The organism is Candidatus Sulfotelmatobacter sp. (assembly GCA_036500765.1).
Classification (GTDB): Bacteria; Acidobacteriota; Terriglobia; order Terriglobales; family Acidobacteriaceae; genus Sulfotelmatobacter.
In genome coordinates, this window is record DASYBM010000011.1 from 86,718 (window position 1) to 108,603 (window position 21,886).

General features: G+C 55.1%; 28 protein-coding genes and 1 tRNA gene. 23 read left to right on the forward strand and 6 right to left on the reverse strand.

Annotated elements, in window-relative coordinates:
- Positions 1-23: 23 nt before the first annotated feature.
- The 17 genes from VGM18_13930 to VGM18_14010 all read left to right on the forward strand — a co-directional run bounded on the left by VGM18_13930 (position 24) and on the right by VGM18_14010 (position 14,524).
- Positions 24-827 (forward strand): hypothetical protein, encoded by an 804-nt coding sequence (locus VGM18_13930; protein ID HEY3974102.1) that lies wholly within the window; start codon positions 24-26, stop codon positions 825-827.
- A gap of 56 nt (positions 828-883) precedes the next feature.
- Positions 884-2,668, forward strand: coding sequence for a cbb3-type cytochrome c oxidase subunit I (locus tag VGM18_13935; protein HEY3974103.1), 1,785 nt, complete (start codon positions 884-886; stop codon positions 2,666-2,668).
- A 54-nt stretch (positions 2,669-2,722) separates the two neighbouring features.
- Positions 2,723-3,430 (forward strand): hypothetical protein, encoded by a 708-nt coding sequence (locus VGM18_13940; GenBank protein HEY3974104.1) that lies wholly within the window; start codon positions 2,723-2,725, stop codon positions 3,428-3,430.
- Positions 3,431-3,484: 54 nt separating this feature from the next.
- Positions 3,485-4,102 carry a cytochrome c oxidase subunit 3 gene (locus VGM18_13945; protein HEY3974105.1) on the forward strand — a complete coding sequence of 206 codons (618 nt, stop codon included), beginning with the start codon at positions 3,485-3,487 and terminating at the stop codon, positions 4,100-4,102.
- A 49-nt stretch (positions 4,103-4,151) separates the two neighbouring features.
- Positions 4,152-4,463, forward strand: coding sequence for a cytochrome C oxidase subunit IV family protein (locus VGM18_13950; GenBank protein HEY3974106.1), 312 nt, complete (start codon positions 4,152-4,154; stop codon positions 4,461-4,463).
- 45 nt (positions 4,464-4,508) lie between these two features.
- Complete coding sequence (locus tag VGM18_13955; protein HEY3974107.1) at positions 4,509-4,784, forward strand: hypothetical protein; 276 nt, start codon at positions 4,509-4,511, stop codon at positions 4,782-4,784.
- 2 nt (positions 4,785-4,786) lie between these two features.
- Positions 4,787-5,686, forward strand: coding sequence for a heme o synthase (gene cyoE, locus VGM18_13960; protein HEY3974108.1), 900 nt, complete (start codon positions 4,787-4,789; stop codon positions 5,684-5,686).
- A 103-nt stretch (positions 5,687-5,789) separates the two neighbouring features.
- Positions 5,790-5,883 (forward strand) — tRNA-Ser (locus tag VGM18_13965).
- A gap of 391 nt (positions 5,884-6,274) precedes the next feature.
- On the forward strand, positions 6,275-6,616 hold the full coding sequence (locus tag VGM18_13970) for a hypothetical protein (protein HEY3974109.1): 342 nt from the start codon (positions 6,275-6,277) through the stop codon (positions 6,614-6,616).
- A gap of 307 nt (positions 6,617-6,923) precedes the next feature.
- The gene (locus tag VGM18_13975) at positions 6,924-8,102 is read left to right on the forward strand and encodes a site-specific integrase (GenBank protein ID HEY3974110.1); all 1,179 of its coding nucleotides are present in this window, start codon (positions 6,924-6,926) and stop codon (positions 8,100-8,102) included.
- 39 nt (positions 8,103-8,141) lie between these two features.
- Positions 8,142-9,209, forward strand: coding sequence for a site-specific DNA-methyltransferase (locus tag VGM18_13980; protein ID HEY3974111.1), 1,068 nt, complete (start codon positions 8,142-8,144; stop codon positions 9,207-9,209).
- Between the two features lie 53 nt (positions 9,210-9,262).
- The gene (locus VGM18_13985) at positions 9,263-9,727 is read left to right on the forward strand and encodes a BglII/BstYI family type II restriction endonuclease (protein HEY3974112.1); all 465 of its coding nucleotides are present in this window, start codon (positions 9,263-9,265) and stop codon (positions 9,725-9,727) included.
- 12 nt (positions 9,728-9,739) lie between these two features.
- On the forward strand, positions 9,740-11,047 hold the full coding sequence (locus VGM18_13990; GenBank protein HEY3974113.1) for a hypothetical protein: 1,308 nt from the start codon (positions 9,740-9,742) through the stop codon (positions 11,045-11,047).
- Between the two features lie 10 nt (positions 11,048-11,057).
- Positions 11,058-12,959: a DEAD/DEAH box helicase gene (locus VGM18_13995; GenBank protein HEY3974114.1), complete on the forward strand. Its 1,902-nt coding sequence runs from the start codon at positions 11,058-11,060 to the stop codon at positions 12,957-12,959.
- The gene (locus tag VGM18_14000) at positions 12,956-13,819 is read left to right on the forward strand and encodes a DUF3883 domain-containing protein (protein ID HEY3974115.1); all 864 of its coding nucleotides are present in this window, start codon (positions 12,956-12,958) and stop codon (positions 13,817-13,819) included. Before VGM18_13995 ends, VGM18_14000 begins: the two co-directional genes overlap by 4 nt.
- Before the next feature lie 103 nt (positions 13,820-13,922).
- Positions 13,923-14,249 (forward strand): hypothetical protein, encoded by a 327-nt coding sequence (locus VGM18_14005; protein ID HEY3974116.1) that lies wholly within the window; start codon positions 13,923-13,925, stop codon positions 14,247-14,249.
- A 5-nt stretch (positions 14,250-14,254) separates the two neighbouring features.
- Positions 14,255-14,524, forward strand: a complete 270-nt coding sequence (locus tag VGM18_14010) for a hypothetical protein (protein HEY3974117.1) — start codon at positions 14,255-14,257, stop codon at positions 14,522-14,524.
- A gap of 13 nt (positions 14,525-14,537) precedes the next feature.
- Here the strand turns inward: VGM18_14010 and VGM18_14015 are convergent, their stop codons facing one another.
- Entirely contained in the window at positions 14,538-14,705 is a 168-nt protein-coding gene (locus tag VGM18_14015; protein HEY3974118.1) for a hypothetical protein, read from the reverse strand.
- 111 nt (positions 14,706-14,816) lie between these two features.
- Between VGM18_14015 and VGM18_14020 the strand changes: the two genes are divergently transcribed.
- Both VGM18_14020 and VGM18_14025 read left to right on the forward strand, forming a co-directional pair.
- Complete coding sequence (locus tag VGM18_14020) at positions 14,817-15,185, forward strand: hypothetical protein (GenBank protein ID HEY3974119.1); 369 nt, start codon at positions 14,817-14,819, stop codon at positions 15,183-15,185.
- A gap of 224 nt (positions 15,186-15,409) precedes the next feature.
- Complete coding sequence (locus VGM18_14025) at positions 15,410-15,757, forward strand: hypothetical protein (GenBank protein HEY3974120.1); 348 nt, start codon at positions 15,410-15,412, stop codon at positions 15,755-15,757.
- Between the two features lies 1 nt (position 15,758).
- Here the strand turns inward: VGM18_14025 and VGM18_14030 are convergent, their stop codons facing one another.
- The 4 genes from VGM18_14030 to VGM18_14045 form a co-directional block, all read right to left on the reverse strand.
- Positions 15,759-15,956 carry a hypothetical protein gene (locus VGM18_14030; GenBank protein HEY3974121.1) on the reverse strand — a complete coding sequence of 66 codons (198 nt, stop codon included), beginning with the start codon at positions 15,954-15,956 and terminating at the stop codon, positions 15,759-15,761.
- Between the two features lie 39 nt (positions 15,957-15,995).
- Positions 15,996-16,331, reverse strand: a complete 336-nt coding sequence (locus VGM18_14035) for a hypothetical protein (protein HEY3974122.1) — start codon at positions 16,329-16,331, stop codon at positions 15,996-15,998.
- A gap of 145 nt (positions 16,332-16,476) precedes the next feature.
- A complete protein-coding gene (locus VGM18_14040) occupies positions 16,477-16,836 on the reverse strand; it encodes a hypothetical protein (GenBank protein ID HEY3974123.1) in 360 nt (119 codons plus the stop codon).
- On the reverse strand, positions 16,820-17,518 hold the full coding sequence (locus VGM18_14045; GenBank protein ID HEY3974124.1) for a hypothetical protein: 699 nt from the start codon (positions 17,516-17,518) through the stop codon (positions 16,820-16,822). Before VGM18_14045 ends, VGM18_14040 begins: the two co-directional genes overlap by 17 nt.
- Positions 17,519-17,930: 412 nt before the next feature.
- Between VGM18_14045 and VGM18_14050 the strand changes: the two genes are divergently transcribed.
- The 4 genes from VGM18_14050 (at position 17,931) to VGM18_14065 (ending at position 20,196) form a co-directional block, all read left to right on the forward strand.
- The gene (locus VGM18_14050) at positions 17,931-18,278 is read left to right on the forward strand and encodes an HU family DNA-binding protein (GenBank protein HEY3974125.1); all 348 of its coding nucleotides are present in this window, start codon (positions 17,931-17,933) and stop codon (positions 18,276-18,278) included.
- Between the two features lie 87 nt (positions 18,279-18,365).
- Positions 18,366-18,629 (forward strand): hypothetical protein, encoded by a 264-nt coding sequence (locus VGM18_14055; protein HEY3974126.1) that lies wholly within the window; start codon positions 18,366-18,368, stop codon positions 18,627-18,629.
- 620 nt (positions 18,630-19,249) lie between these two features.
- Positions 19,250-19,666 carry an AraC family transcriptional regulator gene (locus VGM18_14060; GenBank protein ID HEY3974127.1) on the forward strand — a complete coding sequence of 139 codons (417 nt, stop codon included), beginning with the start codon at positions 19,250-19,252 and terminating at the stop codon, positions 19,664-19,666.
- A gap of 77 nt (positions 19,667-19,743) precedes the next feature.
- Positions 19,744-20,196: a VOC family protein gene (locus VGM18_14065; protein ID HEY3974128.1), complete on the forward strand. Its 453-nt coding sequence runs from the start codon at positions 19,744-19,746 to the stop codon at positions 20,194-20,196.
- A gap of 134 nt (positions 20,197-20,330) precedes the next feature.
- On the opposite strand, the gene VGM18_14070 is transcribed toward VGM18_14065, so the two are convergent.
- Positions 20,331-21,848 carry an acido-empty-quinoprotein group A gene (locus tag VGM18_14070; protein ID HEY3974129.1) on the reverse strand — a complete coding sequence of 506 codons (1,518 nt, stop codon included), beginning with the start codon at positions 21,846-21,848 and terminating at the stop codon, positions 20,331-20,333.
- Between the last annotated feature and the right edge of the window lie 38 nt (positions 21,849-21,886).

A 21,886-nucleotide genomic window follows, 5' to 3' on the forward strand; every position in this document is an offset into this window, starting at 1 on the left:
CTGGAATCACAGCGAGGGCTTTCATGGCAAAGTTCTTTGCAGTCATCATCGTCGTCATTACAATCGCATCGGCGATTCCCATCGTCATGCATACGTGGCCTACGCCGCAAGATATTTCCACTCACGGCGCAGCGATTGACGATCAGACGAATGAGACCATGCTGGAAGCTGGAATCTCGTTTGTGATCTCGCAAATCATCCTCGCCTTTTTCATCTGGAGGTTCTCCAGTTGGCGGCAGGGCGAAAAGACCAAGACTTTTCCCGGTGGCGCCAAAGCCATGGTTTGGGCGGCATTCCTGCTTGTCGGAACCGAAGTGCTGGCTCTGGGAATTTTCGGCGTCAAGGCCTGGGCGAACGTGTATTTCACTCCGCCGGCTGCGGACGCCGTGCAGGTTCAGGCGCAGGCAGGCCAGTTCGCCTTTTACTTCCGTTATCCCGGGCCTGACGGCAAGTTTGGACCGATCCACCCGGAGATGATCAACGAAGCCAACGCGAATTTCTTCGGCATCGACCAGACCAACGACGCCGATTCGAAAGACGACGTCGTCACTGCGGAGATGGCGATTCCAGTGAACAAAGAAGTTCATCTGCTGATGCACTCGAAAGATGTCGGGCACTCCTTCTTTGTTCCCGAACTGCGAGTGCAGCAGGACTTCGTTCCCGGTCTCGATCTTTCTCTGCATTTCACGGCGACCAAAATTGGACGCTATGAAATTGTCTGTACCCAGCTCTGCGGTCTGGGCCACTACAACATGAAGGCATATTTGAGTGTGTTGTCGCAGTCGGACTATGATGACTGGATCAAAAAGCAGGCGGCGCTTCAGTAGAGCGATTTGCCGATTTCGCGGTTAGGCAATCGGGACTATTTTCTTCGAGGTGAACCATGCACGATGTGGCCGGGCACGCAGCTCATGCAGCTCACGAGCCCACTAGCTTTATCGCGAAGCACGTTTTCAGCCTGGACCACAAGGTCATCGGGAAACAGTATTACGGGATGGCTCTGATTGCCGCCTACGTGGGTATGTTTCTTTCCTGGCTGATGCGCATTCACCTGGGATGGACCAACGCCGCGATTCCGGGACTGGAGACGCTGTCCAAAACGGGCGCTCCCGGCGGAGTCATGACTCCGGAGTATTACCTGCAAATTATGACCATGCACGCCACCATCATGGTCTTCTTCGTATTGACTACGGCACCCTTTGCGGCCTTTGGAAATTACTTCTTGCCGATCCAGGTGGGCGCCGAAGACATGCCCTTCCCCCATTTCAACATGATGTCGTTCTGGGTCACCTTCGCCGGCTTCCTGGTCTTGATGTCCTCGTTTTTTGTCGGCGATGGGCCCACATTAGGCGGCTGGACGCAGTATGCGCCGTTGAGCGCCGTCGGCGCAGTCGCCGGCCCAGGCCAGGGAACCGGTGTCGTCCTATGGGCGACTGCGATTGGACTTTTCTGTATTGGCCAGTTGCTCGGTTCTCTGAACTTCATCACCACTACTCTGGACATGCGTACCAAGGGCATGAGCATGTGGCGGCTTCCGTATACCGTCTGGGCATGGTTCATCACTTCCATCATGGGTCTGACCGCGTTCGCGGTCCTGATGCCGGCCTGCATTCTGCTCGTCCTCGATCATCTAGCCGGCACCAGCTTTTTTGTGCCCAGCAATCTGGTATTCAACGGTCAGCTCCAACCGCACTCGGGCGGCTCGACGTTGCTCTGGCAGCATCTGTTCTGGTTCTTCGGCCATCCTGAGGTGTACATCGCCATCGTACCCGGAATGGGCATCGTCTCCCACATACTTACGACTTCGATGCGCAAGCCTCTGTTGAGTCATCGCGTAATGGTTTATTCCTTGGGAGCGCTCGCTGTTCTCAGTTACATGGTGTACGGGCACCACATGTTCGTCAGTGGCATGAATCCGGTTTCTTCCGTAGTATTTTCCTTCCCAACGCTGGTCATCACCATTCCCTCCACGATCATTGTGTTGATCCTGCTGGGCAGCCTTTATGGAGCGAAGCTGCGGATCAATTCGGCGTCGCTGTTTGCTCTGGGCTTCATCTCGATGTTCATTACCGGAGGGATCAGCGGATTCTTCCTGGCCCAGCCCTCCATCGATATCATGCTGCACGCAACGTACTTCGTGGTCGGCCATTTCCATCTGGTCATGGGAGTGGCAGCGATGTTCGGAATCTTCGCCGGAACCTATTTCTGGTTCCCCAAGATGTACGGCCGCATGATGAATGAGACGCTGGGCAAGGCGCATTTCATCTTGAGTTTCATTGGCGCCTATTGCATCTTCATGCCGTTTCACTATCTTGGGCTTGCGGGCAATGTCCGCCGCTACCAGGCGTTTACCGACGACTATTTGCAGCCGCTGATTCCACTTCACCGCTTCATTACGGTCGCGGCGATCCTCACCGGCCTGGCTCAATTGATCTTCCTGTACAACTTGATCTACAGCCGTTTCTGGGGGAAGCCAGCGCCGGCGAATCCGTGGGAAGCTACCACCTTGGAGTGGAGCACTCCGTCGTCGCCGCCGCCGTTCAATAATTTTGGTGGGACGTTTCCCGAGGTCCATCACGATCCGCATCAGTACAGCGTGGAAGGCGCGTCCGCCGACTACATCATGCAAACTTCACCCGAGAAAGTGAACGGGCCCGACGAGGCATAGCCGGCTCGCGGCATTTCTCGCATTAGGTTTTGAACCAGGAAAGCATTCATCTTTATGGCAACTACGGTCCACGAGCCACCCAAACCGGCGATCGGAGAAGAGCCCAGGGTTCGGCTGAATGATTCCGGCAACGGCGGGGGCAACCTTACCCCGGCCAACGGAAACCTGCGCACAGTACATAGGCACTCGCCGCCTCCGTCCTCTACCGGAATATGGGTTGTGCTCGCCTCCATCACCATGACCTTTCTGGCGTTCACCAGCGCCCTCGTTGTGCGCGAGGGCGGAGCCAAAGATTGGCAGCACCTGACTCTGCCGCCCATTCTTTATTTCAATACGTTGCTGCTTCTGGCCAGCAGCGTGGCGCTGGAGATAGGCCGCCGCCAGGTTCGAGCCTTCATGACGGCGAAGGCTTTGGTTGGGAAACCTGGCATTGTGAAAGCCGGGGCCGAAAATCCGGCTCGCTGGCTATATGCCGCTCTATTCCTTGGGATATTTTTTGTGGCCGGTCAGTTTACGGCGTGGTTGCAGTTGCGCGCGCAGGGTTTGTACCTGGCCACGAATCCGAACAGTTCGTTTTTCTACGTGCTGACCGTGATGCATGCCTTGCACGTCTTCGGCGGATTGGGCGGGCTGGCGCGAGTGATTCACAAGTTTAACCGCTCCACGCTCCGCAAGAGCACGCTCGATGCGACCAGCCACTACTGGCATTTTATGGATGGCCTTTGGGTGTATCTGCTGTGGTTGCTGTGGGCAAAGCTTTAGCCCGCTTGTAGTTTTGACACAACGTCGTCACAACTAAGGAGTCCAGGAGGCGCATTGAGCTACGCCAATCTATCAATTCACGGACACGACGCGAATGGAGTGCCGCCGGTTTTTGCCATCCCTGCCAAGAAAATGGCGATGTGGCTGTTCATCATCGCCGACTCGGCGACGTTTGCTGCCTGCCTGGTGGCCTACGGCTATTTGCGTATCTCCGATTCCCATTGGCCTCGGCCGTTTCACAGCATTACGAATGTAGCCTTAATGACATTCATCCTCGTCACCAGCAGCCTGACCATGCTGTTTGGCATCGATGCGGCCAAGGCGGGGGACAAGGCCAGGGCTTTCCGATGGACCATGATTACAGCCGTGCTCGGGCTTGCTTTCGCTGTCTTGCACATTCGCGAATGGATGGGGCTGATCGGCGAGGGCATGCGCTTATTCCAGAATCCCTGGGGCTCGGCCCTGTTCGGAGCGTCTTTTTTCAGCATCACCGGGTTGCATCTTTTGCACGTTACATCGGGCGTCATCGCACTGCTCGTCGTAGGCCTTCGCTATCAGGGCGGCCGCTACAACGCCGACGACATCGAAATCACCGGCCTTTACTGGCACTTTGTAGACCTGGTCTGGATGTTTGTGGTCCCGTTGGTCTATCTTTTGAATCTCTCCCACTGACGGAACACGGTAACCCGGACGGTATAAGAACTGATGACAGGAGATTGAAATGGCAGCTGCCGAAGTGCAACACAGCAATAGCACGAAATATTTGATCGTCTATGTGTGCATCCTGGCCATTGCGGGATTGCAGTTTGTTATCGCTTACTCCAATCTCGACGGTACGCAAATGTTCACGCGAATGATCTTGCTGGCCTGCGTCGAGGCGGTTCTGGCAGTGTTATTCTTTATGCATCTGTGGGTGGATAGCCGCGGGCTCCTCTGGTTCGTCGCGGTGATCACCCTATTCGTGCTCTTCGCCATGCAATACGGATGGACGGATAGCTATCGCTTACTCAACGGAGTGCCTTGGGCAAAGTAGATGCTTGGTGCGATACGGAAGAAATTGAGAACTGAATTATTGAACATGAGCGGCCCCAACAAATTTCGATGGACGATGCTCGCGCTGGCCGCGCTGATTTTCCTGCTGGCGCCGCTGCCTCTATTTTCCCAAAGCTGCGCTCTCTGCTACACTCAGGCGGCCTCCTCCGGGTCGCGAATGATTCAGGCCTTGAAGAGCGGGATTCTGATACTTATCGTTCCTCCTACACTCATGTCCGTGGGCATGATTTTTGTGGTGCGTCGCAAGAACGGTCAGGTTCGAGACACTGACGTCCAGAGCGAATGCGAGCAGGATTGGTAAAAATGGCGGCTACACAAGTGATGTCCAACCCGGTTTCCCCGCAGACGCTAAAGTCCAAGCTTCGGGACTATTACACTCTGACCAAGCCGGAAGTGAACCTCCTGATTCTGATGACGACCTCAGCCGGCTACTATCTGGGCTCTCCCGGTCCTTTCCAAGTGATGGGCCTGCTGAACACGCTCGTCGGTACTTTGCTGGTCGCCAGCGGAACGGCCACATTGAATCAATGGGTGGAGCGGGTATGGGACGGACAAATGCTCCGCACGGCCTCGCGCCCGTTGCCCGCAGGCCGGCTCAGCCCACGGGAAGCGTTCTGGTTCGGTATGCTGCTTAGCTTCGCAGGCGGGCTTTATCTTGCGCTCGCTGTGAACATGTTGTCCGCCCTGCTGGCAGCATCTACGTTGCTGTCCTATCTCTTGATCTACACCCCCCTAAAGCGAAAAACGCCGGTGTGCACACTGTTGGGAGCGTTCCCAGGCGCCATGCCTACATTGATTGGCTGGGCTGGAGCCTCGGCAGCCATCAATCGGAATGCCTGGTTCCTGTTTGCCATTCTCTTTCTCTGGCAGTTCCCGCATTTCCTGGCGATAGCTTTGATGTATCGCGAGGACTACGCCCGGGCTGGTTACAGGATGCTGCCGAGCTTCGATCTCGATTCGCGCTTCACGCGCGCAGAAATTTTCGGCTTCACCGTAATTCTGGTGCTCACTACCATGCTGCCACTGTCTGGCCGCGGGGGCTTGATTTATTTCTCCGCAGTCTCTTTGGCGGGCGCGTACATGCTCTATCACGTGACCAAGCTTATGAGATTTCCAACCAAGGTTCTGGCCCGCGGAGTCGTTCACGCCTCAGTTCTCTATCTTCCGGTCGTGCTGGCCATGATGATGTTCTCTAAGGCCTGAACCGGTCGTGTAGCCAGCCGATTCCAGTTTGTCCAGTGAGATCCCCTGGAGAAACCGCCGGCACCCGTCGAATGCGCCGTGGTAAACTGTAGCTCCGCACGCCGGAGAGGTGGCAGAGTGGCCGAATGCGGCGGTTTGCTAAACCGTTGTACGGGCTAACACCTGTACCGAGGGTTCGAATCCCTCCCTCTCCGCCATATTCTCAAGCAACACGTGCCGATTTTGACTCGGCCGAAATCCCATGACACAAGCAGGCTCGTACCCGCCCTTGCAAACGACGCAAGGACGGGGCACCCACAGTTCTGGAGCTAGAAGCAATATCAAATAAGAACTGAGAGGCCGGGCCACCCGCCCAACTGGGCGACCATGATATTCTCCTCAACAATGCGGTGATTCAAGTGAAGAACACGGTGGGCGCATCGGGGATCCTCGGTCAATTGCAGGCCTCCGAAGCCGCCACCGGATTGCCAAGCATCGGGTATGCACCGAGAATGCTTCCAAATGCGGTTCGGGCAGTCGGTGCCCAAGGGGGATTGGTGACGGGGGATCAGGCACTCTTGTTGCAAGTAGTTGCACCTTGAAACGGCTATGGACACCATTGTAATAACTGGAAACGAAGATATCCCACTCGACCATCTGCGCTCACTCCTCGCACTGCACTGGTCGTTGCTGAAGACGCCCTCCGATCGACTGGCGATCGAGGACGCGAACAGCCGTGTTTACATTTACCATCCAAAACTGGAAGGTGGAGAGATAGACCCCCGTCGAGTTTTTCTGGATTATTCATCGTTGGACATCGTGAAGAAGGTAGTTCAAGTCATAGCGGATGACCCAAATCTGCTGATCGACAACGACTCCAAGACGGTGTTGCCAGGCGACCAATTTGTGGCTAAGCTTCGGGCCGATCCCACGTGGAACTGGCGTGCCTGATATCTTCGAGAGATATTTAGAATGCGTTCCGCGGGGGGACGGCCTCGTTCGGCAAACCGCAGGGTGGGGTGCGATCCATCCGCAATCCGTTAGCTGGTCTAGTGATGCTTTTCATGTACTACGGTGCCATCCGTGGCCTTGCATGTTGTTGAATTTACGTTCTTAGGCGGGTTCGAATCCCCCCCTCTCCGCCAGTAACCCTTAACCCCTGTAGTTTCTGCGCGGGTGCCAAAGATTAATGTTTTCCATTAACAACTAAGGCAGACTTCTCTTGTTCGCCAGTACTGGTGTAACAGGAGAAGAATCAATGGCAAACCTTCGGGTCCGGCTCATGGCAGCCGCAACCGTCAACGGCAAGCGTTCCTACTACAAACCTTTCATGCGATCCACAGGGTGGCCGGAGCCGCTCGTGGTGCTGGTCAACGGTCGGAAGACCCGCATCGAGAAATGCCAGTTGCACGCCTATTACGTGACGTGGAACGAGGACAAAAAGCAGCAGTATGAAAACGTCGGCACCGACGCCCTCACCGCGTGGCAGGCCAAACAGAACCGTGAGGCCGCGCTGCAAGGTGTGGCTGGAGCGGCAGAGGAAATAGCGAAGAAAGGTGGACCGCGTGTCACGGTTGCAGACGCCGTGGCGGTTTTCTTGGAGGACGTGAAGGCTGGCAAGGCACCGAAGACCTACCAAGCGCGGCAACGGATGCTGGGCTTGTTCCAAGAGTCGTGCAGCAAGCAGTACCTCGACCAGATCACCGTCGTCGATTGCCAACACTTCATTCGCTTCTTGCGGAAGAAGTACAACGGACCGAAGGGTGCTCGGTCGGTCTACAACTGCTTTCAGGGATTGAACACGTTCCTCCGCGCTCAGCATCCCAAGATCGAGATCGCTGGCGAACTGCTCGGGAAACTCGACTACGACGAGAAGGTGGTTGAGGCTTACACTCCGGCTGAACTCAAGGCTCTGTTCAAGGCGAGCGACGCAGACGAGGGACTGGTGTGGGAATACTTTCTGTGGAGCGGCTGTCGCGAAGGCGAAGTCTCTCACGCTGAATGGCGCGATCTGAACTCCGAGCAGAACGTCCTCCACGTGCAGCCGAAACCGGAGCGCGGCTGGAAGGTGAAGGACCGTGAGGATCGGTTCGTGCCCATCCCACCTGAAGTCATGGCGAAGCTGAAGGCCGCTCGGGGTGACGCGAAGCCGGGCGACCTGATCTTCCCGAACGAGCAGGGAAAACCGCAGGGGCACTTTCTGCGCATCCTGAAGAACATCGCGAAGGACGCCAACCTCATCGGGACTTGGGAACTGCACAAATTCCGCAAGACGTTCGCGACGCACCACAGCGAGAACGGGGTCAGCGTTCCCACCCTGATGGAATGGCTCGGGCACAGCGATATGGAAACGACGCAGCGGTACCTGAAAGCGACGAAGGCCGCGTCTGCTCACGCGCAGGCTCTGGTCGCGAAGTCGTATCAAGCCTTCGTGTAAGCCATCTTCATACGCTATGATGTATCCCCCGGTGCGTTTTTGCTGGATATTGTTGGGTGTTGTAGGGTAATCTTGCTTTTCGGCCAGATGCCCCTAAAAAAGCAAGATCGCAGACAACTCGCTATCGTCGGTCCCAAAATGCCAGATCCAGTTTTCGTGACTGCCGATCCAGCGGCATTTGTGAGCCGAAACGCTGACTATGCTCTTTTCCAAGGACGCTGCGAAGATGTGCTCGGAGTGCTTCCTGAGAAACCTCTCTTTGATCTGATCGTTACCTCTCCGCCCTACAACATTGGCAAGCCGTACGAACAGAAAGTGGAATTGCAGCAATACAAGAGCGAGCAGAAAAAAGTCATAGACGAGCTCGTCAAGCGACTGAAACCCACGGGAAGCCTTTGCTGGCAGGTTGGCAACTACATCGTGAGTAGCAAAAACAACCGGGGGAGCGTCTACCCGCTCGACATTTTGTTTCATCCGATTTTTGAGGAGATGGGCTTAGTTCTACGAAACAGAATCGTATGGCGATTCGGGCATGGGCTGCACTGCAAGCATCGATTCAGTGGCCGGTACGAAGTGATCCTTTGGTATACGAAAGCGAACGAATACCATTTTGATCTCGACGCTGTTCGAGTCAAATCGAAATATCCCGGCAAGCGTCACTACAAAGGACCGAAAGCAGGTGAGCTTTCGAGCAACCCGAATGGCAAGAATCCTGAAGATGTCTGGGAAGCTTCCTGCGACGAAATGTGGGACGGATTTTGGGACATCCCGAATGTAAAAAGTAATCACGTGGAAAAGCATTCGCATCCGTGTCAGTTTCCTGTCGGTCTCGTAGAAAGATTGGTGAAGGCTCTGACTCCCACGAACGGGTTAGTATTTGATCCCTATGCTGGAGCCGCTTCTGCGGGCGTAGCTGCGGCCATAAATCAGAGGAAGTTCTGGGGAGCGGAAGTCGTTAAGGAATATGTTCGTGTTGGACAACAGTGGCTGACTGACGCACTCATCGGAAAGGCTAAGTACCGGCCGCACGACAAGCCCATTTACGACCACACCAAGTCGCCCCTGTCCAAGGTTCCGGGAGAAGATACCGCACGGCTATTTAAGTAGGGCGAAGTCCTGCCCCTTAACATTCCACGCACCTTAGGCTAATCTTGTGGGGCATGCAAACTGCCCAGACTCACTCCCATCGGCGAGCTGAGGAAGAGCTATCCGACAAAGGCTTGCTGCAAGAAATTCTCCACCTGCCCGACGCTTCGCTGGTCGGCGTGGCTCCCGGCTCATCGCCTGACATTAAGACGCATTTTGATTCACAACTGGCGGAGTTGGGATGGGCGAATGAGCCGCGTGTCCACCCAGATCACAATCCCACTATCAACGCAATGAAGCAGCGAGTTGGCCTGACGGTTCAAACTGGCAACATCACGCGTGCGTTTTATGACCTTATGAAGTTTCAGTCAATGTACTTGCGCGATCGCGTGGACGTTGCTGTTCTCGTCATACCCACAACAGCGGCTGCTTCCACCTTGGGGAGCAACATCGCGAATTTCGGAAGGGTCACAGAGGAATTGGGCGAGCTGTTTTTCCATATTGTAACGGTGCCCGTACTCATCGTCAGTTTCGAATAAAAGGAGATGCCCGTGACGTTTCAGGTCAAAGTTGCGGATCAAAAAGATCGAATTGTGCGCATTGCCGAGGAGATCAAGAACCCATCTTCTCACGAAATCGTAGTATTTCGTGACCAGCCCGAGCAGCTGCCGGTCGTGCGGTTGCCCATTGATTTGCTCCTCTACCGGATGGAGAACGGGCGCACCGGGAAAGCTCAGGAAGAATATATTCGCCGAAATAAACTGGACGAAAATTACTTCGTGTCTGGTGAGGAAGACGAGGAAGCGCAGATGGTTCAACACGCGCTCCTGTTGGAGATTGCAAAGGATCCCCGCGCTGACATCTACGCCGAACTCAAGTACAAAGCGGTCCAAAGTCAAAATCTTCTTATCACCCATTCCGGAGTCGTTGTGAATGGGAACAGACGGTTGGTATCGATGCGCGAGCTGTTGGACGCAGAAAACACGGAGTTCAGTAAGTTCGGGTTTGTAAATGTGACAGTGTTACCAAGTAACGCGACGTTCCCCGACCTCGAAGAGATCGAATCGGAACTGCAAGAGATACCTGAAACAAAACTGGAATACGATTGGATATCTCGCAAGCTAAAACTCCGACGTCGGCGTGACCACCATAAAATACCACCCGATAAACTTAGGAAGATGTACCGATTCAAGAGCCAGAAAGACATCAACCGGGAGATCGAACAGCTTGAGTTGGCTGAGGATTATCTGGAGCGATACCTCAAACGGCCACGGGAGTACGAGGCTGTCGACAAAAGTGAGCAGATGTTCAAGCAGTTGCAGCAGGCTCTGGAAAATAAATCTGGAGAAATCGAGGAACTCAGTCGGCTCATCGCCTATCCGTTGGTGAAAGAAGCGCGTGGGTTGCAAGATCGTGCCTACCAATTTCGGTTCGCTTTTGGTGAGGATGCAGAGGAACTGTTGCGACGCCTTGCCGAGGAGGAGAAGATTTCAATTGCGCCTACACCGAGCGCCATGCCGAGCACGTCCGATGATGATGATCCGCTTGGTGGGGTGACAGAAGAAACCACTCAGCAATACTCCGCTCTGAAGCCCATTATTCTCGATGCCCAGAAAAGTAAGGAGCGCGCACAGCAGATTGCTCGCATCACGGCCCAGATTCAACAGGAGAAACAGGAAGGCGGTCGTAAAATGCTTGCCCTGCGAAATGCTGAGTCCGCTAATTCACTTTTGCACGACATCGAACTGAACGGTGCCGATCCCTCCACATTCCCCAAGATTCGGGCACAACTCGTTAGTTGTTCGGAACGGGCACAGGAAATAATTTCGAAGATTCCTATCGCAAAGGCCGCAGAGTGATCGCCAGCGCATGACCATAAAGCTGGAATATCTCGAACGAGAACAGAAGGGTAGGATCACGGCCAGTCCCGAACTGGAGCAGGCCGTCTGGGCTCGAATTACCGGACTCGCCACGCGAGTGCAACCTGACCTCCCAATACGCGGTCGTGTTTTCGACATGGATTGGGCGGCATTGCTATCAATGGTGGCTCGGCTCGCCGATATGCGGAAGCAGTTTGGCTTCGGCATTGAATATTCGGGGGGAGCGCGAGACCAGTTAAAGAGATTCCGCGAGGAATACATCGCCTTGCGGGAACCGCGCACGTTACCGAACTTATCGGAGCAAAGTGTGCAGGAGCAACTGGGCCTGCTCGGATTCGGTAGAGAACTGAAAGATCATCAACGCAGGGATGTGGTGCTGATGGCCGCGCAGCGCAATGGCGCAAATTTCTCTGTGCCGGGTGCGGGAAAAACCACCGTCGCCCTTGCAGTCCATCTGCTAACTAATAGGGACGCACATCTTTTGGTGGTTGCTCCGAAGAATGCTTTTGCCGCATGGGACGATGTGATCTCCGAAAGTTTGATTCAATCGCATCCAGAAGCGGATATGACCCCATTTGTTCGGCTGGAAGAAGGGATTGATGGTGTCCGCGCTGCACTAAGAGCCGAACCTCGTCGCGCGATTATTTCCTACGATCAATTGATTAGGGTTCCCGAGGTCGTTGCTGATTTTATGCGGTCACATCGAGTGCACTTGATCGTTGACGAGAGCCACAAGATGAAGTCTGGCGGTTTTTCCCAACGTGGCGCGGCTCTTCTTTCCATCGCCCATTTGCCAATTCGTCGCGACATCATGAGTGGCACGCCGATGCCAAATGCGCTGGTGGATGTCGTGCCGCAAATCGACTTTTTATGGCCCGGACAAGGACTCGGGCGTCAGATCGTCGTCGCCGAGAATCCGGCCCAAATACTAAGGCCACTCTATGTGAGGGCCAGAAAAAGCGAACTGGCACTCCCACCAGTTGTAAAGCGGCATCACGCAGTAACCATGTCCGATGCACAACTCGCGTTCTACAGCTTGGTTCGCGATGCGATATTGCAACGGATGGCGGGAGTGTCGGCTAATGCGAATATCGATCTTGGTGCGGCACGCATGGCAGTTGTGCGTCTCCTACAGATTTCATCGAATCCTGTCCTCGCAGTTCGGGCGATGACATCGCAGCAGCTTGATAATTTCCTACACAACGATGACACTCTGGAAGCAATATTCACCCAAGTTGTTGCCGAGCGTGATTCTCCAAAACTGCTTGCAACGGTTGCGTTGGCCCGTGAAATCCTCACGAATGATCGATCTGCCCGCGTCGTCATATGGAGCATTTTTCGAGAAAACGTCGAGCGACTCAGCAGTCTACTGTCCGAGTTCGGTGCAACCTTTATTCATGGCGGAGTTCCTGTCGGTGACCCTAACAATCTGGATACGCGGGAAGGACGCATTCGTGCATTTCATTCCAATGATCTCCACGGTCGAGTTCTGGTGGCTAACCCAGCGGCTTGCTCCGAAGGAATCAGCCTTCATCGTGTCTGTCACCATGCGATCTATGTGGATCGTAGCTACAACGCTGCCCATTTCTTGCAGAGCGTAGATCGAATTCATCGATTGGGCCTGCCACCTGAGACGCTCACCTATGTGCATGTCATGGAGTCTGTTGCGCCCGGAGTCATCGGGGCGATTGACTACTCCGTGCGGCGCAGACTCATCGACAAATTGAACATGATGGCAAATGCACTTGAAGATATTGACCTTCGTCAGCTCGCCTTAGATGAACAGGAAGGAGAAGAGCCGATTGACTACGACATTACTCTGGATGACATAGTCGATCTAATCAACGAACTTTCTGGCACTGCGCCCGAACCGGGCGAGGAACTGGTGTGAAGCCGGATCTGGTGTTTCGCATTAGTGTGATCGATGCTGGCTTGAATCTGAAGCGACATCTTCAAACCTATCCCGAAGTAACAGTCGCGGATGCTATTAGGCAACTCCGCAACGGTCCAGTTTTCCGTAATTCGCTTGATTACGAGGCCGCACTCGACATTTGCGAAGAGCATGGCATTGCCCCGTTTTGCTCATCACCGAATCGAACCGAGGAACTAAGGCAAACATTGTTCAAGCTGGCGATTCTGCTGAAGCCATTTTGGGCGAAGATATGTTTCTTGGGGCGAGATCGAGTGCGTGATGTACTGTCGGTTGGCCAAAAACAGTGTCTGAATTATGCAGGCTTGCTCGGCCCAATCGACGAAGCGGTGCGTCTTTGGTGGGACGAATTGGCCGCACACTTTCGCGCTGAACAGTCCCAAAAACTGCTGGAGATCGGACGACGGGGTGAGAAACTCTCCCTTCAGTTGGAGATTGAGACGCTCAGGAAGTTGGGCATAAGCGAAAGTCCAGTGTGGATATCGCTTGAAGACAACACGGCTGGGTACGACATTGCGTCTCATCGATGGAATGAGACAGGTGAGTTGACAAAGCTGTTCATTGAAGCCAAGGCGACCACAACCACAGAATTCGTCTTTTTTCTGACTCGGCATGAGTGGGAAGTAGCGGCTGAGGCGGGAAGCAGTTTTCTTTTCCATTTCTGGTATCTCCCAACACCCGCTGTGTGGATTGCCACGGTGGAGCAAGTTGCTGCTCATATTCCCAGCGACCATGGTTCCGGTCTTTGGGACAAAGTCAGATTGAATCTTCGAGATCGTCCTTTTGATCCGGTAATGTTTCCATCGTTTGTAGCATTCTGAAGTGACCCCTCCCAATTCCAGAAAGTTGATGTCGTAGCCCCTCCTGCCGGGACAAGATTTGCTCCCTCCCCTATGAGTTCAATCGATTCACAGGAGACGAGCAATGAAGAAACAAGGCACGACAGACGCGAAGCGAGCGGCAGCAAACGATAAGGCAGAGAACGGGAAGGCCGAGAAAGCAAAGAAGGTTTCTAAGCCAACCGAGCCGGATGCGAAGTTCACACTCGGTTCAATCGACACCGTCAAGCGCGGCTTCCTCTTGGAGTTCGTGAAGTTTGTGAAGGCGAAAGGCACCGTGGATGCGGCGATGCTCATCGCTGAATTCAACGGACGCCAGTTCGATGGCCGGAAGGTGACGTCGGACCGCGTGCATCGATACATTTCCTACTGCCGGAACCACGGCATCTTCAAGGCCGTGGTCACCAAGTGAGCGGGGTGAAATTCTCTCCCGGCTCAGTCGTGGCGACTCCGGGTGTTCTGGAAGCATTCAGGACATCCGGGGACGACCCGCTCGCCTATCTCGTCAGGCATCTCGCTGGCGATTGGGGCGAAGTGGACGCGGAGGACTGGCAGGCGAACGAGCAGAGCCTTCTGCGCGAACTCCGGCTGCTGTCTGTCTACCGCATGAGCGATGGCACGCGCTTCTGGATCATCACGGAAGCCGACCGGAGCGCAACCACCTTCTTATTGCCCGACGAATACTGAAACCCTCTCAGGGTCACCCTCGCGTGTGGCCCTTTTCTTTGCGTTCCATCTGCGCCACTTGCTTCTGCAACTCAGTCGCTTTCGCCTTGAGAGTCGCAGCGTGCTCTATCAGCTTCGCTGCGGTAGCCAGCAATTCGTCAGACTCGCGGCGAAGCTTTTCGGAGAGCGATTCGTTCGGCACGCCACCTATGATGCCACAGGACACGTAGGGACGTTTATAGGCTCGTTCGAGGCTCCCGCCCAGCCCGTGGCCCTCCCGTTCTCAACATGAATCGTGTGGGATACAGCAGGTATGTCGAGTGGGTACTTTGCTCAAACCAAGGTGCCCATGTCGGTCATCGTCATAGCCGGACATGATCTCGTCATCGGCAACTGCCGACAGGGAGATCAAAAGATGGCTTACAAAACGATCCAAACGCAAACACTGACGGTCGCCAAGACCGACTCAATCAAACGCGGCTTCGTCGCGGCTTTCGTGGCGTTCGTCGCGAAGAAGGGCCATGTCACAGTGGCGGAACTTCAGGCGAAGTTCACCGGCAGGCAGTTCAACGGTAAGAAGGTCACGAACGAGCGCGTGGTGCGCTACGCCTACTGGTGCGTGGCGAACGGCGTCCTCAAGGTTGCAGCGAAGGCGAATGCTGCGAAAGCGGGTGCACGCTAATGACTAAATCACACGCGGCTGAATTCGTCTCGGCTCTTCCCCGCAACAGCAGGAATGCACTGAGGGTAATCTTGGCAAGCGAGCAGGGTGCTGCGAAACTTCGGGTAGCACTCGGCATGGGAGAAGGCGCAATGACAAACCCGGATAGAGCGACTGGCCTCGCACGCGCTGGTCGCACCATCGATCTGTTTCTCGACACACCTATTTCAAACTGGAGGCAAGCAATGAGAACTGCTGCAATGTTTTTCATCGGGTTGGTGCTCGCGAGCCACTCCTTCGCGCAAACCGCTCCGGTGCAGATGCACGTCAACTCGATCCACAAAGCCACCCGAGATGACGAGAAAACCTACCGCACGTCGTTCAACCAAGACATCATCGTGGGCACGATCGGCAACAAGCGATACACCCTCGAAGAACTGAAAAGTTGGGGCATGCCCACGCTCGAAGTCGGGCAGGATTACAACGTGGTCAAGGCGGACGGCAAAGCGGTGAAGTTCATCGTCCACGGCAAGAAGCGCGATGAAACCTTGAGTCTGAACGTGGTCACGGTCGAAGAAGTCGATGCCAAATAACCTACCGGGAACGCTCCCCACTCAAGCCGCTCTTCGGAGCGGCTTTTCTTTTGCCTGCGGGCACACGCCATGGTGGATCGTAGTTGGGCAGAGCACGGATGCGGGACTCTTCTCGGTCCGCCCGTTCGCGTCTGCGCTGGCGCATGGCGTCGTCCAATGCCCACTCCTGAGCGTGCTGTTCCTGCTCGAAGCGAGTCATGGCTTTTCGGAACCCTACTGGATGATGCGGCTTGCCCACTTAGCCCTTCGCGTTGTCGTCCACAACAACGGTCGTCGTGTCCGCGCTCGCAGGAAGCTGGCCCGTCTTCAACGACATGAGTGCCTGCCCTGCTTTGCCTACGCCGTAAGGCATCGTAGTGAGCACAGCGAGTGCGCCGATAATCATGGGAAGGTTCGGGAGCCAGACGGCGAGTTTGTCAGTGGGCTGGTAGAAGCAATGCCGAATGGTGAAGCCGATGATTAGCATCGTCCAGATGCTGAGGATGCCGGACATGATACGACTGGAGGACGGCGCACCGTTCTCGCTGAACGCTTTGCCGAGAAACGACCAGACTTTGTCCCAAGGAATCTTCATTTGCATCTGCAATCCACGAGATATTCCTCGCACTCCGCACACCGGATGCCCATGGCGATCTGCCACTCGAACGTGGTCATGTCCTTCTTCGTGCAGACAGGCTGTGAGTGAGGCTCGTTACTTTCGGTGATCCGGTCCATATGAATCATGAAGGGAGACAGCCGTGCACCGTATTGGCTAACGGCTCAGCCACGGGATGGCTCCCTTCCCTGAAACTCTCGCCCCAATGATTTATTACTTGCGTTCGCGGAGGATGGTCGTAGGCAGGAAGCCACACGTGCTCTTCGATAACATTCTTGATGAGCATGAACAGCAGATCGCCGTTCGGCTTGCGAACGATTTCTGTTTCGTCGGAGCTAGTGTTGGCTCTGACGATGTCGATCCCGCCCAGCTTCGCCGCGTCCCACTCATGTGCCTTTGGAGCGTTGCGGAACAGCCGTTCACCGGCTTCGAGAATCGGATGGTTGTCTGGGAGCAGACGGTTGACATCAATTCTTTGCAGCACGCATCACCGCCTTGAACACGATTGAGACACGTGTGCTCTCTTCTAATGATTCCCACGCTTTCTTGAACTGTTTCTTCTGAGCATCGCTGAACGGCAGCGTGAGTTTGAAGCGGGAGGGTTGAGCCGCTCGTGTCGCCTGAGCCTGCTTCACTTTCTCTCGCTCCATGTCACCCATTACGTTGATGCTTGCGAGGTGTTCGTCTGCTTTGTCCGACAGCAGACCGCGCTCAAAATCGTTGACATCCTGAATGCCGTCCTTAGCCCATTTTGTAGCAAGCTTGGTATCCTCGGCCCGTTTCACTGTGATGTAAGCCTGAACCCTGCGGTAAAACTTTATCAGTCGATACGCCTTCGAATCCGCGATGTGCAACTCGCGCAGGTCTTTCAAGAATGTGCCATTACGACCACGAGCACGTTCCTTCTGGAGCAGTTCAAGTTTCTGACCGAGCAGGTAGCGTGCCCGCTTTTCGTCCTTCATCAGATTCATGATCTCGGCTTTAAGGGTTTCCGGCTGTGGCTTTGGAATGTCGTTCGGATCGTAGACGGAGCCAGATGCGCTGGGTTTGTATGCATACTTCGATGGCACCCAATCTTCACCATCGAGAGCAGGGCGGGCCGACATTACAGGCTTCTTCTTGTGAATAGAGATTTTAATTTTGGGTGCGAGTCTCGGTGATGCCATGCGCGTGATCCTCCACGCTGATTGTGCCAGCGCGAGAGAGGTCGGGCGAGAGTACCAAGGTTGCGCGACTTCCACATTCAAGATCAGAGCAAGCTGGTGGGCATGAGTGCTACGGGAGATCCGTGGACAGGTGGCGTGAACCTCGCGAGAGGCTCCTTCGACCTATTGAAACACTCGCTGGCCTGCTCAACGTGCTATGGAGAATCCTGAACCACAATTGCGTATTGGCTGGTACGGTCCACGGGAGCGCACACCACGTGGCCCGAATCCCGCATACGGCAGGCCGACGAGTCGAAAGCTTCCTAAGAAGGACGACACACCCTGCTGCTCCGAATATCCCGACTGCGAGTGCGCCGGACTCCTTGGATAATCGGACTTCACAGGCACCGGGCTTACGTGTCAATCTACCGTGGTGACCAAGACATCATCCCCGAAGAAGCGTGTCAAAGGCCCACAGGTCGGACGCGATGTTGTTGCCACGCTGGTTCGCCAAACCCTCAACCTAAACTCCGATCGGGAAGCAGATCACGTCGTCTGCGTCGTCACCGACAGCATCGTGACCGTGATCAAGGAAAATATCGACACCAACGGCTTTACTCTGAAGCTGCCCAGTTTCGGCAAATTCGAAGTCCGTCACAAGACGGGCAAGCTGCGCAAGATTCCTTTAACGGGAAAAGTGCAGATGACCGCCGACAAGCGTAAGGTGAAGTTCTCCGTGCTATCAGAGTTCCGGCAACTCGAACGCATACCAACAGCGTAGGACAAGGTGGGTCCGGGAGTGGTGCTATAATTCCTCTGCTGCCCGTGAAAAGGTGCGGGCGCAATTACGTACTACAGGAGAAAAACAATGCACGTCCATCTGGATTACGAAAGCGGACAGTCCTTCAGTGAATCCTTCCACAATTTCAAAATCAAGGTTTCTGGCGGCGGCACGAAACGGGTGCATATTTCTTTTCGCGAGACGGGCGATAGCAAGGCGTACCTATCGTTCTCTCTACCGAAGGAAAAACACGAGCAAATTGCCCACGCGATCTTGACGGCATCAGCGGGTGTAGACCAACCGATTGAGTTTTCCTTTGAAGAGCCAAAATCAAAAGTCAGTGCGGCCTGAAAATTGACCGCTCACGCTCCGTAGTAGGAGAAGTGACAGTTCTTCCTTGGGGAGCCGCTCCGGTGGCTCCCTTTCTTTTCGCCCGGTGCTGTGAAGGAAATTAACGGAACAGCCGTTTTCAGCCTGTGAGCGAGTCGGCACTCTGGTGTGGAGCCGCTAGCCCGGAGCGCATTTCATGCTGTACTAGATAGCAAGGGCTGTGCTCCACTGCATACAGGCTGTCGAGGGGTCGCACTGGGCGGTGAATCCCTCCCTCTCCGCCAGAAATCTGAACCCGTCGTCAAATTGGGATCCTACCTTGCTGGTTGCCCTGCGCTATTTGAATCCGGCTACTTCGCAGAACCCGCGTATTGAACCCCACCACACACAGGGAGTCAATATGACAGGCATAACATTGGAATCCGCTCCGGCCCTCCGTAGTTGCAACAGGCGGCGACGATTCGCGCCATCCTCGTTGAGGGCCGTACCTCACATAGAAAAGACGAAGAGTCCACCACGGGAGATTGTTTCTCAGCGTGCGCGCGCGATCCTGATTTGGCCCTTTTTCACAGCCAACCTTAAAACATCACCAATCGGGGTCCGGCTTTTCCGGGCAAGGCACGAAGGAGTATGATTTTCTGGTGCCGCACCTTCTCCATGACGACACCTTTCGCAGGCTTTGTCGCGGGCGCGATTTTCTCGCCGCCGAATATCATTCCCGCGTTCTGCTGCGAGAGGCGGCGCGCGAGGCCTGTCTTTCCGAATTTCATTTCCATCGTCTTTTTCGAACCACCTTTGGCGAGACTCCGCATGGCTTTCTTACTCGCCTGCGCATGGACCGCGCCAGGCAGATGCTCGCCTCTGAGCGTGGCGTGACCGAAGTATGCTTCGAGGTAGGCTACGGAAGTTTGGGATCGTTTTCCAGTAAATTCCATACCCAGTTCGGCCATAGCCCCTCTCAGTTCCAGCGTGAAATCCGCCGCATCTTCGGCTATAGCGCACCCTGGCGCATCCTGATGATACCGGGATGTTTTCTACAGCCGCCAACTCTCCAATAGAAGCCGGAATCGAATAGCAAGAATCGAGAAGCGGCGCCAGCCGCAGTTTGCTATCTTCCTTCCCAAGGAGAACGATCATGATCCAAAAAATGTCCCACGCAACCATTTATGTGCTCGATCAGGACTTGGCCAAGGACTTCTACGTCGATAAGTTGGGTTTTGACCTTAAGGCGGATTACTCTGCGCCGAACGGCTTCCGCTGGCTCGCGGTCGCTCCTAAAGGACAGACTGAAGTGGAGATCGCCCTGCTGAGGGTCGGTACCGGCGCCGACTCCGACCGGCTGAAGGGCGGAAGCGCGACAGAAACTGCCAAGAAAGATATCGAAGCCATGGCTGCGCTGTTGAAGAAAGGCTGGTTCAGCGCCGGCGTCTTTCACACCGCAGATTGCCGCAAGACCTTTGCAGAACTCAAGGCCAAAGGCGTGGAGTTTGTCTCCGAACCCAAAGATGAATTCTTCGGCGTAGTAGCGGTGTTCAAAGATCCTTTTGGCAACTGGTTCAGCATGAGCCAGCCGAAAAGTAATCGATAGCTCTGGATCGAGCGACCCGGCGAATCGCGATAAGTCTCTAATAAGATCGGGTGCCCCACTTCTCACAGATCTTGCGAGAAGTGGGTTTTTCTTACGCGCCACAACTCGAAAACGCAATTGTAAACAGCAAACCGTCAACCTTCCGGAAGCGCCCACGCGAACAGTACACCTCCGCTGCTGGTGAGAATGTACTGGCGGCCATCCAGTTGGTAGGTGATGGGAGAACTCACGATGTGCGAGCCCGACCCTGCGTGCCAGAGCGTTTTACCGTCGCTTGAATCCAACGCCAGGAAATTGCCCATCGCGTCGCCGGTAAAAGTTAACCCCGAGTCCGTCGTCAACACTCCTGCGCCCGATTCGGCGCCGAGCTCGTGGCTCCATCGGATCTTTCCTGTTTGGTAATCGATAGCCTCGATCACGCCTTTGCCCCAAACGTCGTAGTCCGCCCCCGCCCAACCGTAGACTCCATCGGCTGGCTTGGCGAAGTAAACGCTCCAGCTGGGATGGGCGCTGACGATGAACAGACCGTTTTTCGTGTCGAAGCTGGGTGAGCGATAGTTGGTCATGCCGCCCTCGTCGGGCGCGATGAGACGCCCGTCGGGAGCTGGTTCCTTGGCAGGATTCGGAATCGGGCGGCCTTGCTTGTCGACTCCGAGTGTCCAGTTTACCGGCCCGAACGGGGCGGTCAGAAGACTCTTCCCGTTAGTGCGATCGAGAACGAAGAAGTAGCCGTTGCGCGAGGTCTGCATCAGCATTTTTTTCGGCGCCCCGTGGAAGTCTCCGTCGACCAGCACGGGAGTTTCAACCGCGTCCCAGTCGTGGGTATCGTGCGGAGAGGCCTGGAATGCCCACGCCAGCTTGCCCGTATCGGGATTCAGCGCCACGATTGAACAGGTGTAGAGATCGTCGCCGGGCCGCGTCGAACCATTCAACACGGGAGTTGGATTGCCAGTCCCCCAGTAGACCAGGTTCAGATCGGGATCGTACGTTCCCGTCATCCACGTCATTCCTCCGGTGGTTTGATTCGGAGTTCCCGCGGGAGGAGTCGAATCCCATTGCCACTGCGTTGTGCCAGTCTCGGGATCGATCGCGCGGATGTAGCCGCTCAGGTTATCGAAATCTCCCGACACACCAACGAGCACATGGTTCCCGACGACGAGCGGTGCCATGCTGGTCCAGTAGCCTTTAGAGACGTCGGCAACCTCTGCTTTCCAGCGCACGGTTCCATCTTTGCAGTTCAGTGAAATTAGGTGAGCGTCGGGAAGCAGAAAGAAAAGATACCCTTTGTAGATCGCAACGCCACGCTGTCCGATATGCTCACCCTCATGGGTGGGCTGATTATAGTGCCAGACCATGTGGCCCGAGCGTGCGTCGATTGCCCAAATGTTATCGGGGCCGGTGAAGTACAGAATGCCATCCACCAGCAGAGGTGAAGACTTGATTGGCGATTTCTGCTCCGTCTGAAAAGCCCAAGCCAAGGCCAGGTTTTTCACGTTTTGGGGTGCGATCTGAGTGAGCGCACTGTGGCGCCTGCCAGAATAGTCGCCGTGGTATCCGGGCCAACTGTCAGCCGGCGGATGCAAAAGCATTTGCTCATCGGCACCTTGGGCGAGCAGCGCGCGCGGAGTAGAGAATGCAATGAGCGAAACCACGGCAAAAAGGTATGGGAGTCTAAGAGAATTTGTCATTG